Origin of the sequence: Streptomyces venezuelae (assembly GCF_008642275.1) — a bacterium.
GTDB classification, from domain to species: Bacteria; Actinomycetota; Actinomycetes; order Streptomycetales; family Streptomycetaceae; genus Streptomyces; species Streptomyces venezuelae_E.
The window spans coordinates 3708962-3725532 of record NZ_CP029189.1; the positions used below are offsets into that span (position 1 = coordinate 3708962).

Sequence of the window (16571 nt, forward strand, 5' to 3'; positions counted from 1 at the left end):
CGCACGACATCACGGACCCTCCTCCCTGGAGGTCAGGGGGGTCCGCAGGTGTACGGCAGCGCGACGGTGGTGGAGGGGTCGATGACTCAGGGGGCCGGTCAGGGACCCGCGATGCGGACGGACACGCTGCGGGACTTCCGGGTTCCCGATACCGAACCCGCCCTGTACGCCGTGTCCACGTCCACGGGGCTGCCCGCCGAGCCTCCGGCCTACGGCGAGCCGCTGGTCTACGGCGAGTACCCGGCGTACTACGAGGACGGCGCGCCCCACGTGCCCCCGCAGCCCGGCTACCCGCCGCAGGCTCCCACGCACCGGCCGGCCGCACCGCACCAGCAGCAGGTGCAGCCGCAGCCGCCGGTCGTACCGCAGCAGCCCGCGCAGCAGCCTCCGTACCCCGAGCAGCGCCTCCACGCCCACCCCGACGCCGAACCGGCGCACGCGGCGCCCCAGGGCCCCGACCTGGACGAACCGGAGGGCTACACCCCGACCTACCGGGACCTGCCCGTCATCGGCCGCGGCGCACTCGGCGGCCCCGGTGACACCGTCCAGGTCCAGTACGTGCCCCAGGACCAGCCCGGGGGCCCCGGCCCGCTCTACGTCGTCGGCGACGTCCACGGCTACCTCGACGAGCTCGTCACCGAACTCCACGCCCAGGGCCTGATCGACGCGGAGCGCCGCTGGTCCGCCGGCAACGCCCGCCTCTGGTTCCTCGGCGACTTCACCGACCGCGGCCCCGACGGCATCGGCGTCATCGACCTCGTCATGCGGCTGTCCGCCGAAGCCGCCGCCGCGGGCGGCTACTGCAAGGCCCTGATGGGCAATCACGAACTCCTGCTCATCGGCGCCAAGCGGTTCGGCGACACCCCGGTCGTCTCCGGCGCCGGAACCGCCACCTTCCAGGCCGCCTGGCTCCTCAACGGCGGCCAGCGCACCGACATGGAGCGCCTGCAGGACGTCCACCTGCAGTGGATGTCCCGCCTGGACGCGGCCGTCCTGGAGGAGGGCCACCTCCTGCTGCACTCCGACACCACGGCCTACCTCGACTACGGCGACTCCATCGAGGACGTCAACGACACGATCCACGAACTGCTCAACCGCGGCGACGCGGACATCACCTGGGACCTCTTCCGCAAGTTCACGAAGCGGTTCGCCTTCCGCGACGAGGGAACGGGACCTGCAGCCGTACGCGAGCTCCTCGACACCTACGGCGGCAGCCGCGTCGTCCACGGCCACAGCCCCATCCCGTACCTGCTCGGCGAAGTGGGCACCGAGGACGGCGACGAATCGCGCGGACCCGAGGCCGTGGACGGCCCGCACGTGTACGCGGAGGGCCTCGCCATCGCGATGGACGGCGGGGTGACGATGGCGGGCAAACTGCTCGTCGTACAACTTCCGCTGAGCGACTGAGAGCTTACGGAGAGGGGTATTTCCGGAAAGCCCCTGTCACGGCGTGGCGTGGGCGCTCTACCATCGCTCTATCCGTAGCAGGCTCTCCTCCGTTTGTGCCGGCGCCCGGGTCTACGCGGGCATACCGGCTTCTACGGAGCATCGGGGGATGCACATGACCAGCGCTCCGCACCTGCTGACCGAAGACCGACCGGAGTTCGACCGGCTCGTCGACGAGGCACTGCGCGCCGCACACGAGCGGCCCGAACTCGCCACCCTCGGCGAACGGCTGAACGCCGAACAGCTGCGCACCATGGCCCAGGGGGCCAGCGCCCTGCTGGCGGCGGCGGCCGCCGCCGAGTACGGCCACTACGTGAAGGTCCGCGAGGAACGACGCGACGAGGTACTGCACGCGCCCGGCACGACGGGCGCGGAGGACGACACCCAGGGCGACGGCGGCGGCGCGGGCATCAGCGCCGTGGTCGCGGTCCTCGCACCGGTCCTGGCCGGCACCGCCATGCTGATCTTCCTGCTCGTGGGCTACATCCTGAAGATGATCGAGCCCGAACCGGCCTTCGCCGAAACCATGCTGACGGCGGGTTGGCTCTTCGGCGGGCTGACCGCGGCCGCCCTGCTCTTCGCCGTGATCGGCCTGCTGGTGACGGCCGTCCGCAACAGCTCGACCGAGGTGGCGGCGGACGAGACGGAGGCGATACCCGACGAGGTCGCACGGGCCCGCGAGGCCTGGCGGCACGCCCTGCTGGAGCGCGGCATCATGCCCTTCCTGCGGGACGCGCTGGCCGACCCGAGCACAGGCCCGGGCTTTCCCACCCCACGCACACCGGCGGCCGGCCGCATCCCCAACCTGGGGTACAGCAGGCCCGACTTCACCAGCCCGGGCTCCCCACCGGAGAGCCCGCGGCCCGGCTACACACCTCCGGACTTCACGAGTCCGGACTTCGGCGGACCGGAACGCGATCCGGAATGACGGTGCCGCCGCCCGGTGCGGGGGACGGAACGCGGCGCCTCATGGGGGAGGACCTGGGACCGGGTCGGGGCCCGGCTCGTACGACGGACGGGCCCGCGGCTCCCCCCATGGGTCGCGGGTCCGTCCCGTACCGTTCCTGCGCTTGCCGCGCTTCCCGCGGTCAGTCGGCCAGCGGCAGGTAGACGCGGTTGCCCGAGGCCGCGAACTCGGCGGACTTCTCCGCCATGCCCGCCTGGATCTCGTCCGCCTTCAGGTCGCCCCCGTGCTCACGGCGGATGTCCTGCGAGATCTTCATCGAACAGAACTTCGGACCGCACATGGAACAGAAGTGCGCGGTCTTGGCCGGCTCCGCCGGGAGGGTCTCGTCGTGGAACTCGCGGGCCGTGTCCGGGTCGAGGGCCAGGTTGAACTGGTCCTCCCAGCGGAACTCGAACCGCGCGTCGGACAGGGCGTCGTCCCACTCCTGCGCGCCCGGGTGCCCCTTGGCCAGGTCCGCGGCGTGCGCCGCGATCTTGTAGGTGATGACGCCGGTCTTCACGTCGTCGCGGTTGGGCAGACCCAGGTGCTCCTTGGGCGTGACGTAGCAGAGCATCGCGGTGCCCCACCAGGCGATCATCGCGGCGCCGATGCCCGAGGTGATGTGGTCGTACGCGGGCGCGACGTCCGTGGTCAGCGGACCGAGCGTGTAGAACGGCGCCTCCTCGCAGATCTCCTGCTGGAGGTCGATGTTCTCCTTGATCTTGTGCATCGGGACGTGGCCCGGGCCCTCGATCATCGTCTGCACGTTGTGCCGCTTGGCGATCGTGTTGAGCTCGCCCAGCGTCTTCAGCTCGGCGAACTGGGCCGCGTCGTTGGCGTCCGCGATCGAGCCGGGGCGCAGGCCGTCACCGAGGGAGTACGTGACGTCGTACGTCGCGAGGATCTCGCAGAGCTCCTCGAAGTTCGTGTAGAGGAAGTTCTCCTTGTGGTGCGCCAGGCACCACGCGGCCATGATCGAGCCACCGCGCGAGACGATGCCGGTCTTGCGGCGGGCCGTCAGCGGCACGTAGGGCAGCAGCACGCCGGCGTGGACCGTCATGTAGTCGACGCCCTGCTCGGCCTGCTCGATGACCGTGTCCTTGTAGATCTCCCAGGTCAGGTCCTCGGCCCGGCCGTCGACCTTCTCCAGCGCCTGGTAGAGCGGAACGGTGCCGATCGGGACAGGCGAGTTGCGCAGCACCCACTCGCGGGTGGTGTGGATGTTGCGGCCGGTCGAGAGGTCCATGACCGTGTCGGCGCCCCACTTGGTCGCCCAGGTCATCTTGTCGACCTCCTCCTCGATGGAGGAGGTGACCGCGGAGTTGCCGATGTTGGCGTTGACCTTCACCAGGAACCGCTTGCCGATGATCATCGGCTCGATCTCGGGGTGGTTCACGTTCGCAGGGAGCACGGCGCGACCTGCGGCGATCTCCTCACGGACGACCTCGGGGGAGACGTTCTCGCGGATCGCGACGTACTCCATCTCCGGGGTGATCTCGCCACGGCGGGCGTACGCGAGCTGCGTGACGGCGGCCCCGCCACGGCCGCGGCGGGGCTGGCGGGGGCGGCCCGGGAAGACCGCGTCGAGGTTCTTGAGGCCGCCGCGCGGCGAGGTGTGCTTGATGCCGTCGTCCTCGGGGCGCACGGGGCGGCCCGCGTACTCCTCGGTGTCCCCGCGGCTGATGATCCAGTTCTCGCGCAGAGGCGCGAGACCACGGCGGACGTCGGTCTCGATCTGCGGGTCGGTGTACGGACCGGACGTGTCGTACAGCGTCACGTCCTTGCCGTTGGTGAGGTGGACCTGGCGGACCGGCACCCGGAGGTCGGGCCGGGAGCCCGCCAGGTATCCCTTGTGCCAGCCGGGCTGGCGCTCGGTCTGGCCGTCGGCGTCCTGGCTGACGGCAGGCGTGCGTGCGTCCTGAATGGTCATGAGACCTGATCTCCCTACGCCGGCATTACCCGGTAACAGGTTCGGCGGTCGACGCAGCCTCTTCCCGTACGCATCGGTGATGCCCGTACGGTGATCAGCGTCCTCTCAGCCCGGTGCTCCGAGCTCCCGCGTTGTGCAAAGGTGCCCCCACGCTAGCGTCATCCATGGCGTGCTGAACAGTGGGCCCCCTCATCTCTTGCGATGATCTGCTGGTGACGCCCTCGCCGCAGCCCCCCATCGAGCACACAGAGCCCCACGGCCACAACGGCCACGCGCATGCGCACCCCGGACCGTCCGACGGGCACTCCGACGACCACGCCGGCAGTCACGCCGACGGGCACCCTCCGGGTGGGTCCCACGGCCACGGCCACGGCCACGGCCACAGTCATGGCCACGGTCCGGCAGCCCCCGTCTCGAAACACCTCCGCAGGGTCATCGCCGCCGTACTGATCCCCTTCGCCGTGGCCGTCTTCGTCGGCATGGTGGTGCTCTGGCCGGGCGGCGCTCCCGGCCACGAACGTACGGGGGTGGGGTTCGACCGGCAGACCCAGCAGGGCGTGGTGACCTCGATCGAACAGGTCGACTGCAAGTCCGTGAACGCCGCGCAGGTGCCGACGACCGGGTCCCCCTCGGCCCCCGGGGGCAGCGGGGCGCAGGCCGCGCAGACCGGTGACTGCAAGAAGGCGACCGTCGAGGTCACGACCGGCCCGGACAAGGGACGCACCTTCGTGGAGGTCGTCCAGCCGGGTGCGCCACGGCAGTTGGAGGACGGCCAGGAGGTGGTGGTGGCGTACGCGCCGGACGCCCCCCGTGACCTCCAGTACTCGGTGATCGACGTGAACCGCAAGCTCCCGATGGCCCTGCTGGCCGGCATCTTCGCGGCCGCGGTCGTACTCGTCGGGCGCATGCGGGGGCTGTTCGCGCTGGTCGCGCTGGTGGTCAGCTTCGGCGTGCTGACCCTCTTCATCCTCCCGGCCATCCTGCAGGGTTCGAACCCGCTGGTCGTCGCGGTGGTCGGGGCGAGCGCCATCATGCTGATCGCGCTCTACATGTGCCACGGGCTGACCGCCCGTACGTCGGTGGCCGTCCTGGGCACGCTCGTTTCGCTGTCGTTGATCGGGCTGCTCGGCTCGGGGTTCATCGACTGGGCGTTCCTCAGCGGCAACACCGACGACAACACCGGGCTGATCCACGGGCTGTACCCGGACATCGACATGAGCGGTTTGCTGCTCGCAGGCGTGATCATCGGATCGCTGGGCGTGCTTGACGACGTGACGGTCACGCAGACGTCGGCCGTGTGGGAACTGCACCACGCGGACCCCTCGATGGGGTCGCGCGCCCTCTACCGGGCGGCCATCAGGATCGGCCGTGACCACATCGCGTCAGTGGTCAACACCCTGGTGCTGGCCTACGCGGGTGCCGCACTGCCGCTTCTCCTGCTGTTCTCGATCGCGAACAGCAGTATGGGGTCGGTGGCCAACAGCGAGCTGGTGGCGGAGGAGATCGTACGGACCCTCGTGGGCTCGATCGGCCTGGTGGCCTCGGTCCCCGTGACAACGGCGCTGGCCGCGCTGGTGGTTTCCGCCGACCGACCGGGATCCTCGCCGGCCTCGGCGGGCGCCCCGGCCACGGGGCCGGTGCGCGGCCGGGGCCGACGGCGCAAGCGCTGAGCGCCTGACGGACCTGGCGGCGGACCGGGCGGCGGATCGGGCGGTCGACCGCAGATCAGCGGGTCAGCCGGTCCGTCGGCCGATCAGGCGGCCGGTCAAGCAGCCGGTCAGCCGGCGTTCTGCTCGTTCTGCTGCGATTCGGCGAGGATCCTGTCGAGAGCCTCGTCGAGGTTCTCCTCGAAGTCGCCCAAGTTGCGCTCCTGTCCGAGCGGAACGATCCGGTCTGTACGGTCGAGGAACGCGACGAGCGGCGCCGCGCTGGCGCGGAACAGGGCCCGGTCGCCACCGACCTGAAGGCGGATGTGGACGTCGGACAGGTCTTCCGGGTGGGTGGGGGCAATGTGCACATCGCCGTCACCGCATGGCTTGTTGATGCCGTCGAGGAGGAGCTCCCGGCCGAATGCCCAGGTCACGGGCGCGTCTCCGGGAAGGTGGAAGGTCAGGCGGACCGCGTAGGGGTCGCGTGCGTCGTACCGGAGCTCCACCGGAATCCGGAACGAGAGCTCCTCGGAAACGAGGAAGCTCATCATGACCTCTGCCTGTACCGACTCGCGCATTGACTACCCCGCTGTAGTTGAAGTGGCCAGGAATGATCCCCCAGGACCCACTTGACAAGAGTGGTGGAAGCGGTAGCAGATCACAAGGAGTGAGTTTTCAGATACTGATAGAGAACGAGAGGGTGCTCAACAGCGCGCCTACTTCACTCCGTAGCCGATTGACTACATAGAGCAATCGCTCTTCTTGGTGGAGAGGGAGAGAAATGGCCATCGTCGCGACCGTATCGCCGGCCGTAATGGGGATGGCTGCGCAGATGGTGCCGAGGGCATATTCCTGACGTTCGATCACCGGCTGCATTCGCCCCAGCGTCCCGATCCGGTTTTCCAACGACCGTAGATCGCGGACGGTGTAGGGGGTGATGGCCTCGACCGGATGACGGTCGTAGTAGTCCTTGCGCGTCTTCTCGTCGAGCTGCCCGAGCAGGCACTGTCCGATGGCGTGCGCATGGCCGGTCGCCCGGAAGTCGGCCCACTCCTCGCAGGCCGGGCTGGCCGGAGTGTCCGAGACACCCACGACCTCGATCTCGCCCTCGCGGTAGACCGCGAAGTAGACGGGCGCCCCCACCGTGTCGCGGAAGTACGCGAGCGAGTCGAGGATCATGCTGCGACGTTTCTGCTGGAGTCCCCCACGGGCGAGCCGCTCTGCGGCCTCGCCCAGCACGAACACTCCGCGCACCCTGCGCAGATAACCCTCGTGCGTCAGTGTGCGCAGCAGGTGGTACGCGGTGGGAAGCGGGAGCCCGGCCTCGCGCGCCAGTTGTTTTGCCGGGGCTCCCCCGCTATGGGCCCCCGCTGCTTCGAGCAGCCTCAGCGCGCGCTGCACCGAACCGATCAGAGTCGGCACACCGGCATTGTGGACCGGAGACACAGCTCACCCCCAGGCGTGGCGGCGGGCCTTTGGGGAGGCCCGCCCTGCGGGGGCCGCCCCCGCGCGTGCCGTCGCTCCTGGGGGTCGTACTCGGCGGCTCGCTTGCGTCGCCGCAGGTCAGGGCGGCAGGTCGGAGCGGTGGTACGGGCTCTCGGTGCCCAGGGAACAGCATAGATTGCCACTCTATCCACCGATTCCGGGGATGTGAGCCGTTCAGCGGGTCAGGTTCCCTCACCTGGCTCAATCCCCGGTCCGCCCGGACCGCTCCGAACTACCACTCGCCGGAGGAGGACTTCGAGCCGCCGCCGCTGAACTTCTTCACGACGAAGATCAGGCCGCCGACGAGGCCGGCGAAGAGGAGCAGCTTGAAGACGAACCCGATGAGCGCGCCCAGGATGCTGGTGATCACGCCGCCGAAGACGAAGAGCGCCAGCAGCGGGACCGCCACCCACTTAACCCACCAGGGCATACCTGCGAATATCTCTCGGATGCCGTCCATGTCCTCGACCTCTTCCTCGTCCGTGACCTCGTCTGCTGCTTCCTGCTCTCGATGCTAGGAGTCCAGGACCCCGTATCGGGGCCCGCGAGCCCCCGGAGTCCCCTGATCCGCCCCTTAGGGGGATCAGGGCCGCGCCCCTCATCCGGCCGCGCCGCTCAGCCCTCCGGCGGGGAGAACACCACCATCACCTTCAGGTCCTCGGTGATGTGGTGGAACTTGTGCGCGACCCCCGCCGGGACGTAGACGACGCTGCCACGTGCCACGGTCGTCGTCTCCTCCCCGACCGTGATCGAGGCCCGGCCGCTGACGACGAAGTACACCTCGTCCTGCCGGTGCGGCAGCTGGGGGTCGGTCTGTCCGGCGTCGAGCGCGTACAGCCCGACCGACATGTTCCGTTCGCGCAGGAACTGCAGATATGCGCCGTCGTTCGCGGCCCGCTCCGCTTCGAGTTCGTCAAGCCGGAAGGCTTTCATCGTCGTTGTGCCCCTTGTACTCGATCGTTCCCTTGCATCCGCTGATCTGCGGATGTCCCACCGGGATCTTCTCTGCCACGATCAGACCCATGACGAATTTCGTAGTCAAGACGCTCGCCAACGCGGCGGCCCTGGCCGTCGCCATCTGGCTGCTTTCCGGAATCACCCTCGACGACGGCAGCAGCACGGGCCGACGGGCGCTCACCCTGATCCTGGTCGCGCTGGTCTTCGGCCTGGTCAACCTGCTCGTCAAGCCGTTGGTGAAGCTGCTCTCGCTGCCGCTGTTCATCCTCACCCTCGGCCTGTTCACCCTTGTCGTGAACGCCCTGATGCTGCTGCTGACCTCGTGGCTGGCCACGCAGCTCGATCTCAGCTTCCATGTCGACGGCTTCTGGACCGCGCTCCTGGGCGGACTGATCATCTCCATCGTCTCCTGGGCCGTGAACATGGTCCTGCCCGACAAGGACTGAACAGGCTCGTGACGGCCGACGGGTTCGAGCAGTGCTCGACCTGATCGAGCCTGCCCCGGCCTGTCGGATGCCGTACGCGCCGCCGTGAAGGAGCACACCGCGTGAACGAACACGCCCCGCAGAAGACGCAGGAGACCCACGAGAAGCACGAGAAGCGGGAGACCGGAGCCGGAGCTGCCGTGCTCGGCGACGGCACACGAGCGGTCCGGGCCGGACTGCCCGAGGCCGTCAAGAACGAACCGCCTCTGCCCGGACCGGTCTTCGCCGCCCACTTCCACCTCCCCGGCGACGTCGAAGGCCCGTACGCCTACGGCCGCGACACCAATCCCACCTGGACGCTGCTGGAACGGGCGATCGGGGAACTGGAGGCCCCCGGCGAGGACGTGCACACGATCGTCTTCGCCTCCGGCATGGCGGCGGTCTCCGCCGTGCTCCTCTCGCAGGCGCACACCGGCGACACCGTCGTCCTGCCCGACGACGGCTACCAGGCCCTGCCCCTGCTGCGCGAGCAGCTGGAGGCGTACGGGATCCACGTGCGCACCGCTCCGACCGGCGACGACGCCCAGCTCGCGGTCCTCGAAGGGGCCCGGCTGCTGTGGATCGAGACCCCGTCCAACCCAGGGCTCGACGTGTGCGACGTACGCCGCCTCGTGGACGCGGCGCATGCCGGCCGGACGCTGGTCGCCGTCGACAACACCCTGGCCACCCCGCTCGGGCAGCGGCCCCTGGAGCTGGGGGCGGACTTCTCGGTGGCGAGCGGCACCAAGGGCCTCACCGGCCACGGTGACGTGCTGCTCGGATACGTCGTCTGCCGCGATCCGGAGCTCGCCGCCCGCGTCCGGCGGTGGCGCAAGATCGTCGGTGCCATCCCTGGTCCCATGGAGGCCTGGCTCGCCCACCGCTCCCTGGCCACGATCCAGCTGCGCGCGCAGCGCCAGTGGGCCAACGCCCTGGCCGTCGCCGAGGCGCTGGCACACCGGACGGACGTGAGCGGACTGCGCTACCCGGGGCTTCCCACGGACCGCTCCCACAAGACGGCCGCCCGGCAGATGCGGGGCTTCGGGTCGGTGGTCTCCTTCACCCTGCCCGACCGCGCTCACGCGGAGCGGTTCATGACAGCTCTGCACCTCGTCGAGGACGCCACGAGTTTCGGCGGAGTCCGGTCCACCGCGGAGCGGCGCGGCCGCTGGGGCGGGGACGCCGTGCCGGAGGGCTTCATCCGCTTCTCAGCGGGTGCCGAGGACACCGAGGACCTGGTCGCGGACGTGCTGCGTGCTCTCGACCACGCGGGTGCCGGGGGCTGAACCGGGGACGGCCGTCGTCGCGTGAAGCGGTCCGAGCCTCCCCCCTAGTGGCTCGGACCGCCCCGGGTTCCGCGCGCGAAGAACCACGCGACAAGGCTAGTTGACTCTGCGTCAGAGTCCAATCACGATAACGACAGGGAGCTATCTGCATATTTATAGTTGAAGGCCCCCACCGAGAGGTGCAGCGATGGACCTGACCCTGCTGCGCACCTTCGTCACCGTCCACCGGGCCGGCTCGTTCACCCGCGCGGCCGCGCTCCTCGGACTGTCCCAGCCCGCCGTGACCTCCCAGATCCGCACCCTGGAGCGGCAGTTGGGGCGCCCGCTCTTCCACCGCCGGGCCCGTGGCGTCACCCCCACCGCCGTCGGCGACGAGCTGGCCCACAAGGCCGCCCCGCACCTCGACGCCCTGCTGCGGATCACCGAGGCCGAGCGGGAGGCCGTAGGCCCGTTACGCACCCTCCACGTCGCCGGACCTCCCGAGTTCCTCTGCCTGCGCGTGCTCCCCGCCCTGGCCCTCCTGGTCGGCCAGGGCCATACCCTGCGCGCCGCCCCGCAGACCGATGACGAGGTGACCCTGGACGGGCTCGCCGTCGGGCACCACGACCTCGTCGTCACCACCGCCCAGCCCCGGGGCGGGCTCTTCACGGCCACCCCGCTGTGCGACGAGGAGCACGTCCTGGTCGCCGCGCCCTACTGGGCCGCCCTCGTCGACATGGACCGGTTGCGTGCGGAGGGTTCCGCCGCACTGGACGGCATCCCGCTGGTAGAGGTCCACGAGAGCCTGCCGCTCGTCACCCGCTACTGGGCCGCCGTCTTCGACGCACTGCCCGATGCCAGGTCCCTGGCCGCCACCGTGGTCGTGCCCGACCTGCGGGCCGTACTGGAGTGCGTCCGGGCCGGCGCCGGGCTCGCCGTCCTGCCCCGCTACCTGTGCCAGGACGCCCTCGACAGCGGTCGGATCGTGGCGCTGGCGGAGCCTGCGGTGCCGCCGCTGCGCACCTGGTTCCTGGTCGTGCGGACGGGGAGCCTGGCCCTCGCCCACCTCGCCGGGGCGCACGACCGGCTGCTGGATGCCGCAGGGGACTGGTGAGTCCGTCTTTTTCCGGACCATGGCGCGTTTCAGAAGCGGAGCGGCGGGCCACTCTTCTCCCATGACCGAACGTCCCGTGGTCAAACGCACCGCCCGCGCGATCCTGCTCGACGGTGACGACCTGATCCTCATCAAACGCACCAGGCCCGGCGTCGATCCGTACTGGCTCACCCCCGGCGGGGGAGTGGAGCCCTCGGACGCCACCGTCGTCGACGCCCTCCACCGGGAGGTCCACGAAGAGCTCGGCGCGAAGATCACCGATGTGGTGCCCTGCTTCGTCGACACCGTCGAGCACATCGCCGACAGGGGGGTGACCGGCGTGAAGGTGCAGCACTTCTTCGTCTGCCGCCTCGAATCGATGGACCCGAACCTGCGGCACGGCCCCGAGGTCGACGAGCCCGAGGGCGAGTACGAGATCGTCCGCGTGCCCTTCAGCCGGGTGGGGATCGCCGCCGTCCATCTCGTCCCGCTGTCCCTGCGGCACTATCTCGACGGCAACATCGAGGGTGTCCGCGCGATGCACGCTCCTGACCTGGGCTGAGGCCGGGCTGAGACCGGCGGTCTGCCACCGGTCTCAGCCGGCGACGCCGGCCAGTTCCTCCACCGCGTCGTACCGGATCCGTTCGCAGGGGATGCCGATCCGCAGGAGTTCGTCCACTCCGTTGCGGATCATTCCGGGCGGGCCGGAGACGAAGGCGTCGTACGAGCTCCACGGCCCGTGTTCACCCACCGCGTGCGGCAGCTGTCCGGCCAGCCCGTCGCCGACCACCGGGCGGACCGACAGCCACGGGTGCGAGCGCTGGAGCCCCAGCAGCGTGTCCTTGTCGTAGAGGTCGCTGTCGCTGCGGGCCCCGAAGAACACCTCCACCGGCCGCCGCTCGCCGTGTTCGGCCACGTCCTCGATCAGTGCCTTGATCGGCGCGATCCCGGTGCCTCCGCCCAGGCACAGCATGCCGTTGTCCGTGGTGTGGTCCACCACCATCGAACCGGCCGGCGGCCCCAGGCGCAGTACGTCTCCCGGGCGTGCGTGGCGCACCAGCGCGTTGGAGACCCAGCCCGCGGGGACGGCCTTGACGTGGAAGGACAGCAATCCGTCTCCGCGCGGCGCCGAGGCGAAGGAGTAGTGCCGCCACACCCGTGGCCACCACGGGGTCTCCAGGCTCGTGTACTGGCCGGCGAGGAAGGCGTAGGGCTGGTCGGGGCGGACGGTCAGCACCGCGATGTCCGGGGTGCGCAGATCGTGGGAGACCACCTCGGCGTGCCACCACGCGGGGGCCTTCGCCTCCTCCTCCGCCGCCGCGTCGATCATGATCTGGGAGATCGCGGTGTACGCCCGTACCCAGGCGGCCTGTGTCTCGGGCCCCCAGCTGTACTGCGCGTACCGTGCCAGTGCCCCGACGAGGGCTTCACCGACCGCCGGGTAGTGACCGGCCATCGTGCCGTACTTGCGATGACCCGCCCCCAGTCGGCGCAGGTAGGGGACGAGGACGGCGGGGTCGTCGATGTGCTCGGCGGCGGTCAGCAGGGCTTTCAGCAGCCGGTCCCGCTGCACGTCCATAGCGGCGGGGAACATGTCGCGCACTTCTGGGTGCCCGGTGAACACCAGAGCGTAGAAGTACGAGGTCACCTTGTCGGCGACGGGGGCGATCTCCGCGAGGGTCCGGCGGATGAGTACGGCATCCGGTGAGGGCTCGATCGCACCGCCCTGACCGGATATCCGGGCCGCTTCGCGTCTGTCCGATCTGGTGGGCGGAGCGTCCATGCGGTGCCTCGCTTCGAGCATCTCGGTCGGTCTGCACACGCCACGGCCTGTGAATCCGTGGTTCCGGGCTTCACAGCGTGCCAGCCGACCCAGAGGCCTGCGGGAAAACGCGGAAAGTCCGCGTTTCGAACCCACTTTCCTCCTAAGATGCGTCAACTCCCGGGCGCGTCAGCCCCACGAGCTGGTATGCGTCCCGCAGATCACGGCCCTCGTAGACATGGGTCGCGCGCTCGGCGAGGTAGGGCCTCGCGTTCACCGCCACCGAGACCGGCACCACCTCGAAGAGCATCGCGTCGGTCACCGAATCCCCGTAGGCGACACAGTCGGCCCGGCTCACACCGAACTGCGCGCAGAGCCGGTCCGCCACCCTGACCTTGCCCTCGGGTGTCAGGATCCCGGACTCTTCCACCGGACGGGTGAACGGCACCTCCGGGAAGACGGAGCCGTGCGCGGCATGCGCGCCCCACTCCAGCAGCAGCTCCACGAAGAACGAAGGCGACAGCGAGATCACCGCGCAGTAGTCCCCGCGATCCCTGATCTCCTGCCACACGTCCCGGATGCCCGTGAGCCAGGGCGCCCCGTCGAACGCCGCCCGCACATGCGCGGGTGTGAGTTCGGCCCAGAGGGCGTGGGCGGCCACGGAGAACTGGTGCGGCCCCATCTCCTGCGCGCCGAAGGCCCGTTCCAGCTCGGCGATCTCGGCGCTCAGCCCGAGCTGGCGGGAGATCTCGGCCGGCGCCGCCGAGCCGTACATCAGCGTTCCATCGAGGTCGAAGAGGTGCAGGAGGGCCATAGCCCACGAGATTAGTCGGTCCGTTTCACGTGAAACACCGTGTTTCACGTGAAACACCGTCCGGCGGCCCCGTGCCGGGCACCTGGTGTTTCACGTGAAACATCCGACCCCAAACCCTCTGGACGGCTCCCAGTCCATGATCCAGTCTGGGCCAGGTGACACCACCACACATCACCGATCTACCGATCCGGGCGCTGACCGTGGACGATCTCCGCCGCTGCGCCGACCTGTCCGAAGATCGCGGATGGCTCCGCGAGGAACACAAGTGGCGTCTGCTCCTCGCCGCCGGACACGGCTACGGCGTGGACGCCCCGGACGGCCTGGGACTCGCGGCCGCCTGCGTCGTCACCCGCTACGGCGACACCCATGCCGGGCCGGAGCTCGCCGCCATCGGAATGGTCCTCGTGGCCGACCGCTACGCCCGCCAGGGCCTGGGCCGCCGTCTGATGACCCACGTCTGCGACGACGTACTCAAGAACGTCCCGCTCACCCTGCACGCCACTCCGTACGGCCGCCCTCTCTACGAGGAACTGGGCTTCGAGACCACCGGCCGCACCGAGATGCTGAGAGGAGCGTTCCGGCACGAGGGCACCCCCGGCGGATACGGCAGCTCCCGGGTACGGCCGGCGACAGCCGAGGACCTCCCCCGCATCCTGCGGCTGGACGCCGAGGTCTTCGGCGCCGACCGCACGCACATGATCACCCGGCTGCCCGCCTTCGCCGACCGTCTGGTCGTCGCCGAGGGCCCCTCCCAGGGCGGGCCACTCACCGGCTACGCCGCAGCCTGGCCCAACGTGGACACCCAGGTCATCGGACCGCTCATCGCGCATGACACCGCGACCGCCCAGTCGCTTGTGACCGCGCTCGCGGCCGGCACGGACCGGGCGCTGCGCACCGATGTCGACGTACGGCACGAGGAACTCCTGGACTGGCTCAAGGACCGGGGCCTGGCCTCCGTGGCCTTCAACTCCGTCATGACCCGGGACATCCCCGGTCTGCCCGGCGACTGGACCCGTCGGTGGGCACCGCTCACCGTGGCCGCCGGCTGAGAGGAGAACGCATCATGACCGACACTTCCGAGCTGACGATCCGGCCGGCCACCGAGGCCGACGTGCCCGCCATCGTCGCCATGCTGGCCGATGACCCACTCGGTGCCACCCGCGAGTCCCCGGACGACCTCGCCCCGTACCTCGCAGCCCTGAAGCGCCTCGCCGAGGACCCGAACCAGCACCTGGTCGTCGCCGTCCGCGGCGACCGTGTCGTGGGAACCCTCCAGCTGACGATCGTCCCAGGACTCTCCCGCAAGGGCGCCACCCGTTCCATCATCGAGGGCGTCCGCGTACACGCCGACGAACGCGGTGGCGGCCTGGGCACCCAGTTCATCGAATGGGCCGTCGAGACGTCCCGCGCCGAGAACTGCACGCTGGTGCAGCTGACTTCGGACGCCACCCGGACCGATGCCCACCGCTTCTACGAACGGCTCGGGTTCACCGCTTCGCACGTCGGGTTCAAGCTCCAGCTCTGACCGGACGGTCCGGCACGCCGGGCCGCCGTGTGGGTGGCCCGGCCTACGATCGGGAGGATGAGCCTCCCTCTCGTCACCACCGCCGAGCGACGCCACCGGCTCGGCCGGCGCCATCGTCTGGCTCCGTCTGCCCGCGCCGCGACCGTCACCGAGACCGCCGACTCCGTTGTCGCCCTGCATGCCACCGACGCCGCGACCGTCTTCCTCTCGGCCCGGGCCCGCCTCGCCGCCGGCGGCCCCGAGGTGATCGAGCGGGCGCTCTACGAGGAGGTCGGCCTCGTGCGTCTGCTCAGTATGCGCAACACGCTCTTCGCGGTCTCCGCTGAACTCGCTCCGCACGTCGACGCCTCCACGGCCCGCGCGATCGCCGTGAAGGAGCGCCGCAGCCTCCTCAAGCACCTCGACGAGGACGGGCAGGGCCTCGACGCCGCATGGCTCGCCCGGGCGGAGACCGCCACGCTCGACGCCCTCGACGTACACGGCCCTTCCACCGGCAGCCAGCTGTCCGCGGCCGTACCCGCACTGCGCCAGAAGATCACCATCAGCCGCGGCAAGAAGTACGAGACCGAGCAGGGGATCGCCACCCGGGTCATCCGGGTGCTCGCCGCCGACGGCCGGATCCGCCGCGACCGACCCCGCGGTTCATGGACCTCCAGCCAGTACCGCTGGGTCCACACCGACCCCTGGCCCGCCGTGCCCGCCGCCGACGCCCGTACCGAGATCGCCCGCCGTTGGCTGCATGCGTACGGTCCCGCGACCGAGGCCGACCTCAAGTGGTGGACCGGCTGGACCCTCACGGACGTCCGTAAGGCCCTCGCCGCCGTGGGCCCGGACCAGGTCCGCCTCGAAGACGGGAGCACCGCCCTGGTCGGCCCCGGAGACACCGGACCCGAACCGGCGCCGGAGCCCTGGGCGGCGCTGCTGCCCGCCCTGGACCCCTCCGGCATGGGCTGGGCCGACCGCGGCTTCCACCTCGACCCCGCCCACCGCAGTGCCCTGTTCGACTACGCCGGCAACATCGGCCCCACCGTGTGGTGGAACGGCGAGATCGTCGGCGGCTGGGCGCAGCGCTCCGAGGGGGAGATCGTCTGGCGGCTGCTGGGCAGTCCCGGCCCAGCAGCCGAGCAGGCGATCACCACCGAGGCCGCGCGGCTCGCCGCATGGGTGGGAGAAGCCCGTGTCACCCCGCGCTTCCGTACCCCGCTGGAACGTGAACTCGTCGCCTGACCGGCCCG

17 protein-coding genes and 1 riboswitch are annotated in these 16571 nt (G+C 70.2%); of the genes, 10 read left to right on the plus strand and 7 right to left on the minus strand.

From position 1 onward, the window contains the following. Positions 1–81: 81 nt before the first annotated feature. Positions 82–1407, plus strand: coding sequence for a metallophosphoesterase (locus DEJ51_RS16280; protein ID WP_150258217.1), 1326 nt, complete (start codon positions 82–84; stop codon positions 1405–1407). A gap of 148 nt (positions 1408–1555) precedes the next feature. Then, positions 1556–2374 carry a hypothetical protein gene (locus DEJ51_RS16285; RefSeq protein ID WP_150258218.1) on the plus strand — a complete coding sequence of 273 codons (819 nt, stop codon included), beginning with the start codon at positions 1556–1558 and terminating at the stop codon, positions 2372–2374. Positions 2375–2534: 160 nt separating this feature from the next. On the opposite strand, the gene thiC is transcribed toward DEJ51_RS16285, so the two are convergent. After that, positions 2535–4322, minus strand: coding sequence for a phosphomethylpyrimidine synthase ThiC (gene thiC / locus DEJ51_RS16290; protein WP_150258219.1), 1788 nt, complete (start codon positions 4320–4322; stop codon positions 2535–2537). Further along, positions 4317–4462: riboswitch (TPP riboswitch) on the minus strand. (Overlaps the previous gene by 6 nt.) A gap of 39 nt (positions 4463–4501) precedes the next feature. Between thiC and DEJ51_RS16295 the strand changes: the two genes are divergently transcribed. Next, positions 4502–5992, plus strand: a complete 1491-nt coding sequence (locus DEJ51_RS16295) for a YibE/F family protein (RefSeq protein ID WP_411757324.1) — start codon at positions 4502–4504, stop codon at positions 5990–5992. 107 nt (positions 5993–6099) lie between these two features. Here DEJ51_RS16295 and DEJ51_RS16300 read toward each other — a convergent pair whose 3' ends face one another. The 4 genes from DEJ51_RS16300 to DEJ51_RS16315 all read right to left on the minus strand — a co-directional run bounded on the left by DEJ51_RS16300 (position 6100) and on the right by DEJ51_RS16315 (position 8389). Then, positions 6100–6549 carry an SsgA family sporulation/cell division regulator gene (locus DEJ51_RS16300; RefSeq protein ID WP_150258221.1) on the minus strand — a complete coding sequence of 150 codons (450 nt, stop codon included), beginning with the start codon at positions 6547–6549 and terminating at the stop codon, positions 6100–6102. A 97-nt stretch (positions 6550–6646) separates the two neighbouring features. Beyond that, positions 6647–7393, minus strand: coding sequence for an IclR family transcriptional regulator (locus DEJ51_RS16305; protein ID WP_150258222.1), 747 nt, complete (start codon positions 7391–7393; stop codon positions 6647–6649). Between the two features lie 295 nt (positions 7394–7688). Then, the gene (locus tag DEJ51_RS16310) at positions 7689–7916 is read right to left on the minus strand and encodes a DUF5326 family protein (protein ID WP_190620417.1); all 228 of its coding nucleotides are present in this window, start codon (positions 7914–7916) and stop codon (positions 7689–7691) included. A gap of 155 nt (positions 7917–8071) precedes the next feature. Beyond that, entirely contained in the window at positions 8072–8389 is a 318-nt protein-coding gene (locus tag DEJ51_RS16315) for a cupin domain-containing protein (protein WP_150258223.1), read from the minus strand. Positions 8390–8478: 89 nt separating this feature from the next. Here DEJ51_RS16315 and DEJ51_RS16320 point away from each other — a divergent pair, with 89 nt between their 5' ends. The 4 genes from DEJ51_RS16320 (at position 8479) to DEJ51_RS16335 (ending at position 11797) form a co-directional block, all read left to right on the plus strand. Then, a complete protein-coding gene (locus tag DEJ51_RS16320; RefSeq protein WP_150258224.1) occupies positions 8479–8859 on the plus strand; it encodes a phage holin family protein in 381 nt (126 codons plus the stop codon). A 179-nt stretch (positions 8860–9038) separates the two neighbouring features. Then, positions 9039–10163 (plus strand): cystathionine gamma-lyase, encoded by a 1125-nt coding sequence (locus DEJ51_RS16325; protein WP_150261962.1) that lies wholly within the window; start codon positions 9039–9041, stop codon positions 10161–10163. A 187-nt stretch (positions 10164–10350) separates the two neighbouring features. Continuing rightward, the gene (locus DEJ51_RS16330; protein WP_150258225.1) at positions 10351–11256 is read left to right on the plus strand and encodes a LysR family transcriptional regulator; all 906 of its coding nucleotides are present in this window, start codon (positions 10351–10353) and stop codon (positions 11254–11256) included. A 61-nt stretch (positions 11257–11317) separates the two neighbouring features. Then, a complete protein-coding gene (locus DEJ51_RS16335) occupies positions 11318–11797 on the plus strand; it encodes an NUDIX domain-containing protein (protein ID WP_150258226.1) in 480 nt (159 codons plus the stop codon). Positions 11798–11830: 33 nt separating this feature from the next. Here the strand turns inward: DEJ51_RS16335 and DEJ51_RS16340 are convergent, their stop codons facing one another. Further along, positions 11831–13039 (minus strand): globin domain-containing protein, encoded by a 1209-nt coding sequence (locus DEJ51_RS16340; RefSeq protein WP_150258227.1) that lies wholly within the window; start codon positions 13037–13039, stop codon positions 11831–11833. 121 nt (positions 13040–13160) lie between these two features. Next, complete coding sequence (locus tag DEJ51_RS16345; protein ID WP_150258228.1) at positions 13161–13811, minus strand: HAD family hydrolase; 651 nt, start codon at positions 13809–13811, stop codon at positions 13161–13163. Positions 13812–13966: 155 nt separating this feature from the next. Here DEJ51_RS16345 and DEJ51_RS16350 point away from each other — a divergent pair, with 155 nt between their 5' ends. The 3 genes from DEJ51_RS16350 to DEJ51_RS16360 are packed head-to-tail and all read left to right on the plus strand — an operon-like array spanning position 13967 to position 16563. Next, entirely contained in the window at positions 13967–14860 is an 894-nt protein-coding gene (locus tag DEJ51_RS16350) for a GNAT family N-acetyltransferase (RefSeq protein ID WP_150258229.1), read from the plus strand. 14 nt (positions 14861–14874) lie between these two features. Then, complete coding sequence (locus DEJ51_RS16355; protein WP_150258230.1) at positions 14875–15336, plus strand: GNAT family N-acetyltransferase; 462 nt, start codon at positions 14875–14877, stop codon at positions 15334–15336. Positions 15337–15393: 57 nt separating this feature from the next. Next, complete coding sequence (locus DEJ51_RS16360; protein WP_150258231.1) at positions 15394–16563, plus strand: winged helix DNA-binding domain-containing protein; 1170 nt, start codon at positions 15394–15396, stop codon at positions 16561–16563. The last annotated feature ends 8 nt before the right edge of the window (positions 16564–16571 follow it).

Bases quoted from the DNA above. Each gene is read 5' to 3' on its own strand.
- DEJ51_RS16320 (WP_150258224.1), top strand. From the start codon at position 8,479: ATGACGAATTTCGTAGTCAAGACGCTCGCCAACGCGGCGGCCCTGGCC.
- DEJ51_RS16285 (WP_150258218.1), top strand. From the start codon at position 1,556: ATGCACATGACCAGCGCTCCGCACCTGCTGACCGAAGACCGACCGGAG.
- DEJ51_RS16355 (WP_150258230.1), top strand. From the start codon at position 14,875: ATGACCGACACTTCCGAGCTGACGATCCGGCCGGCCACCGAGGCCGAC.
- DEJ51_RS16310 (WP_190620417.1), bottom strand. From the start codon at position 7,916: ATGGACGGCATCCGAGAGATATTCGCAGGTATGCCCTGGTGGGTTAAG.
- thiC (WP_150258219.1), bottom strand. From the start codon at position 4,322: ATGACCATTCAGGACGCACGCACGCCTGCCGTCAGCCAGGACGCCGAC.
- DEJ51_RS16340 (WP_150258227.1), bottom strand. From the start codon at position 13,039: ATGCTCGAAGCGAGGCACCGCATGGACGCTCCGCCCACCAGATCGGAC.
- DEJ51_RS16360 (WP_150258231.1), top strand. From the start codon at position 15,394: ATGAGCCTCCCTCTCGTCACCACCGCCGAGCGACGCCACCGGCTCGGC.
- DEJ51_RS16315 (WP_150258223.1), bottom strand. From the start codon at position 8,389: ATGAAAGCCTTCCGGCTTGACGAACTCGAAGCGGAGCGGGCCGCGAAC.
- DEJ51_RS16330 (WP_150258225.1), top strand. From the start codon at position 10,351: ATGGACCTGACCCTGCTGCGCACCTTCGTCACCGTCCACCGGGCCGGC.
- DEJ51_RS16345 (WP_150258228.1), bottom strand. From the start codon at position 13,811: ATGGCCCTCCTGCACCTCTTCGACCTCGATGGAACGCTGATGTACGGC.
- DEJ51_RS16280 (WP_150258217.1), top strand. From the start codon at position 82: ATGACTCAGGGGGCCGGTCAGGGACCCGCGATGCGGACGGACACGCTG.
- DEJ51_RS16300 (WP_150258221.1), bottom strand. From the start codon at position 6,549: ATGCGCGAGTCGGTACAGGCAGAGGTCATGATGAGCTTCCTCGTTTCC.
- DEJ51_RS16335 (WP_150258226.1), top strand. From the start codon at position 11,318: ATGACCGAACGTCCCGTGGTCAAACGCACCGCCCGCGCGATCCTGCTC.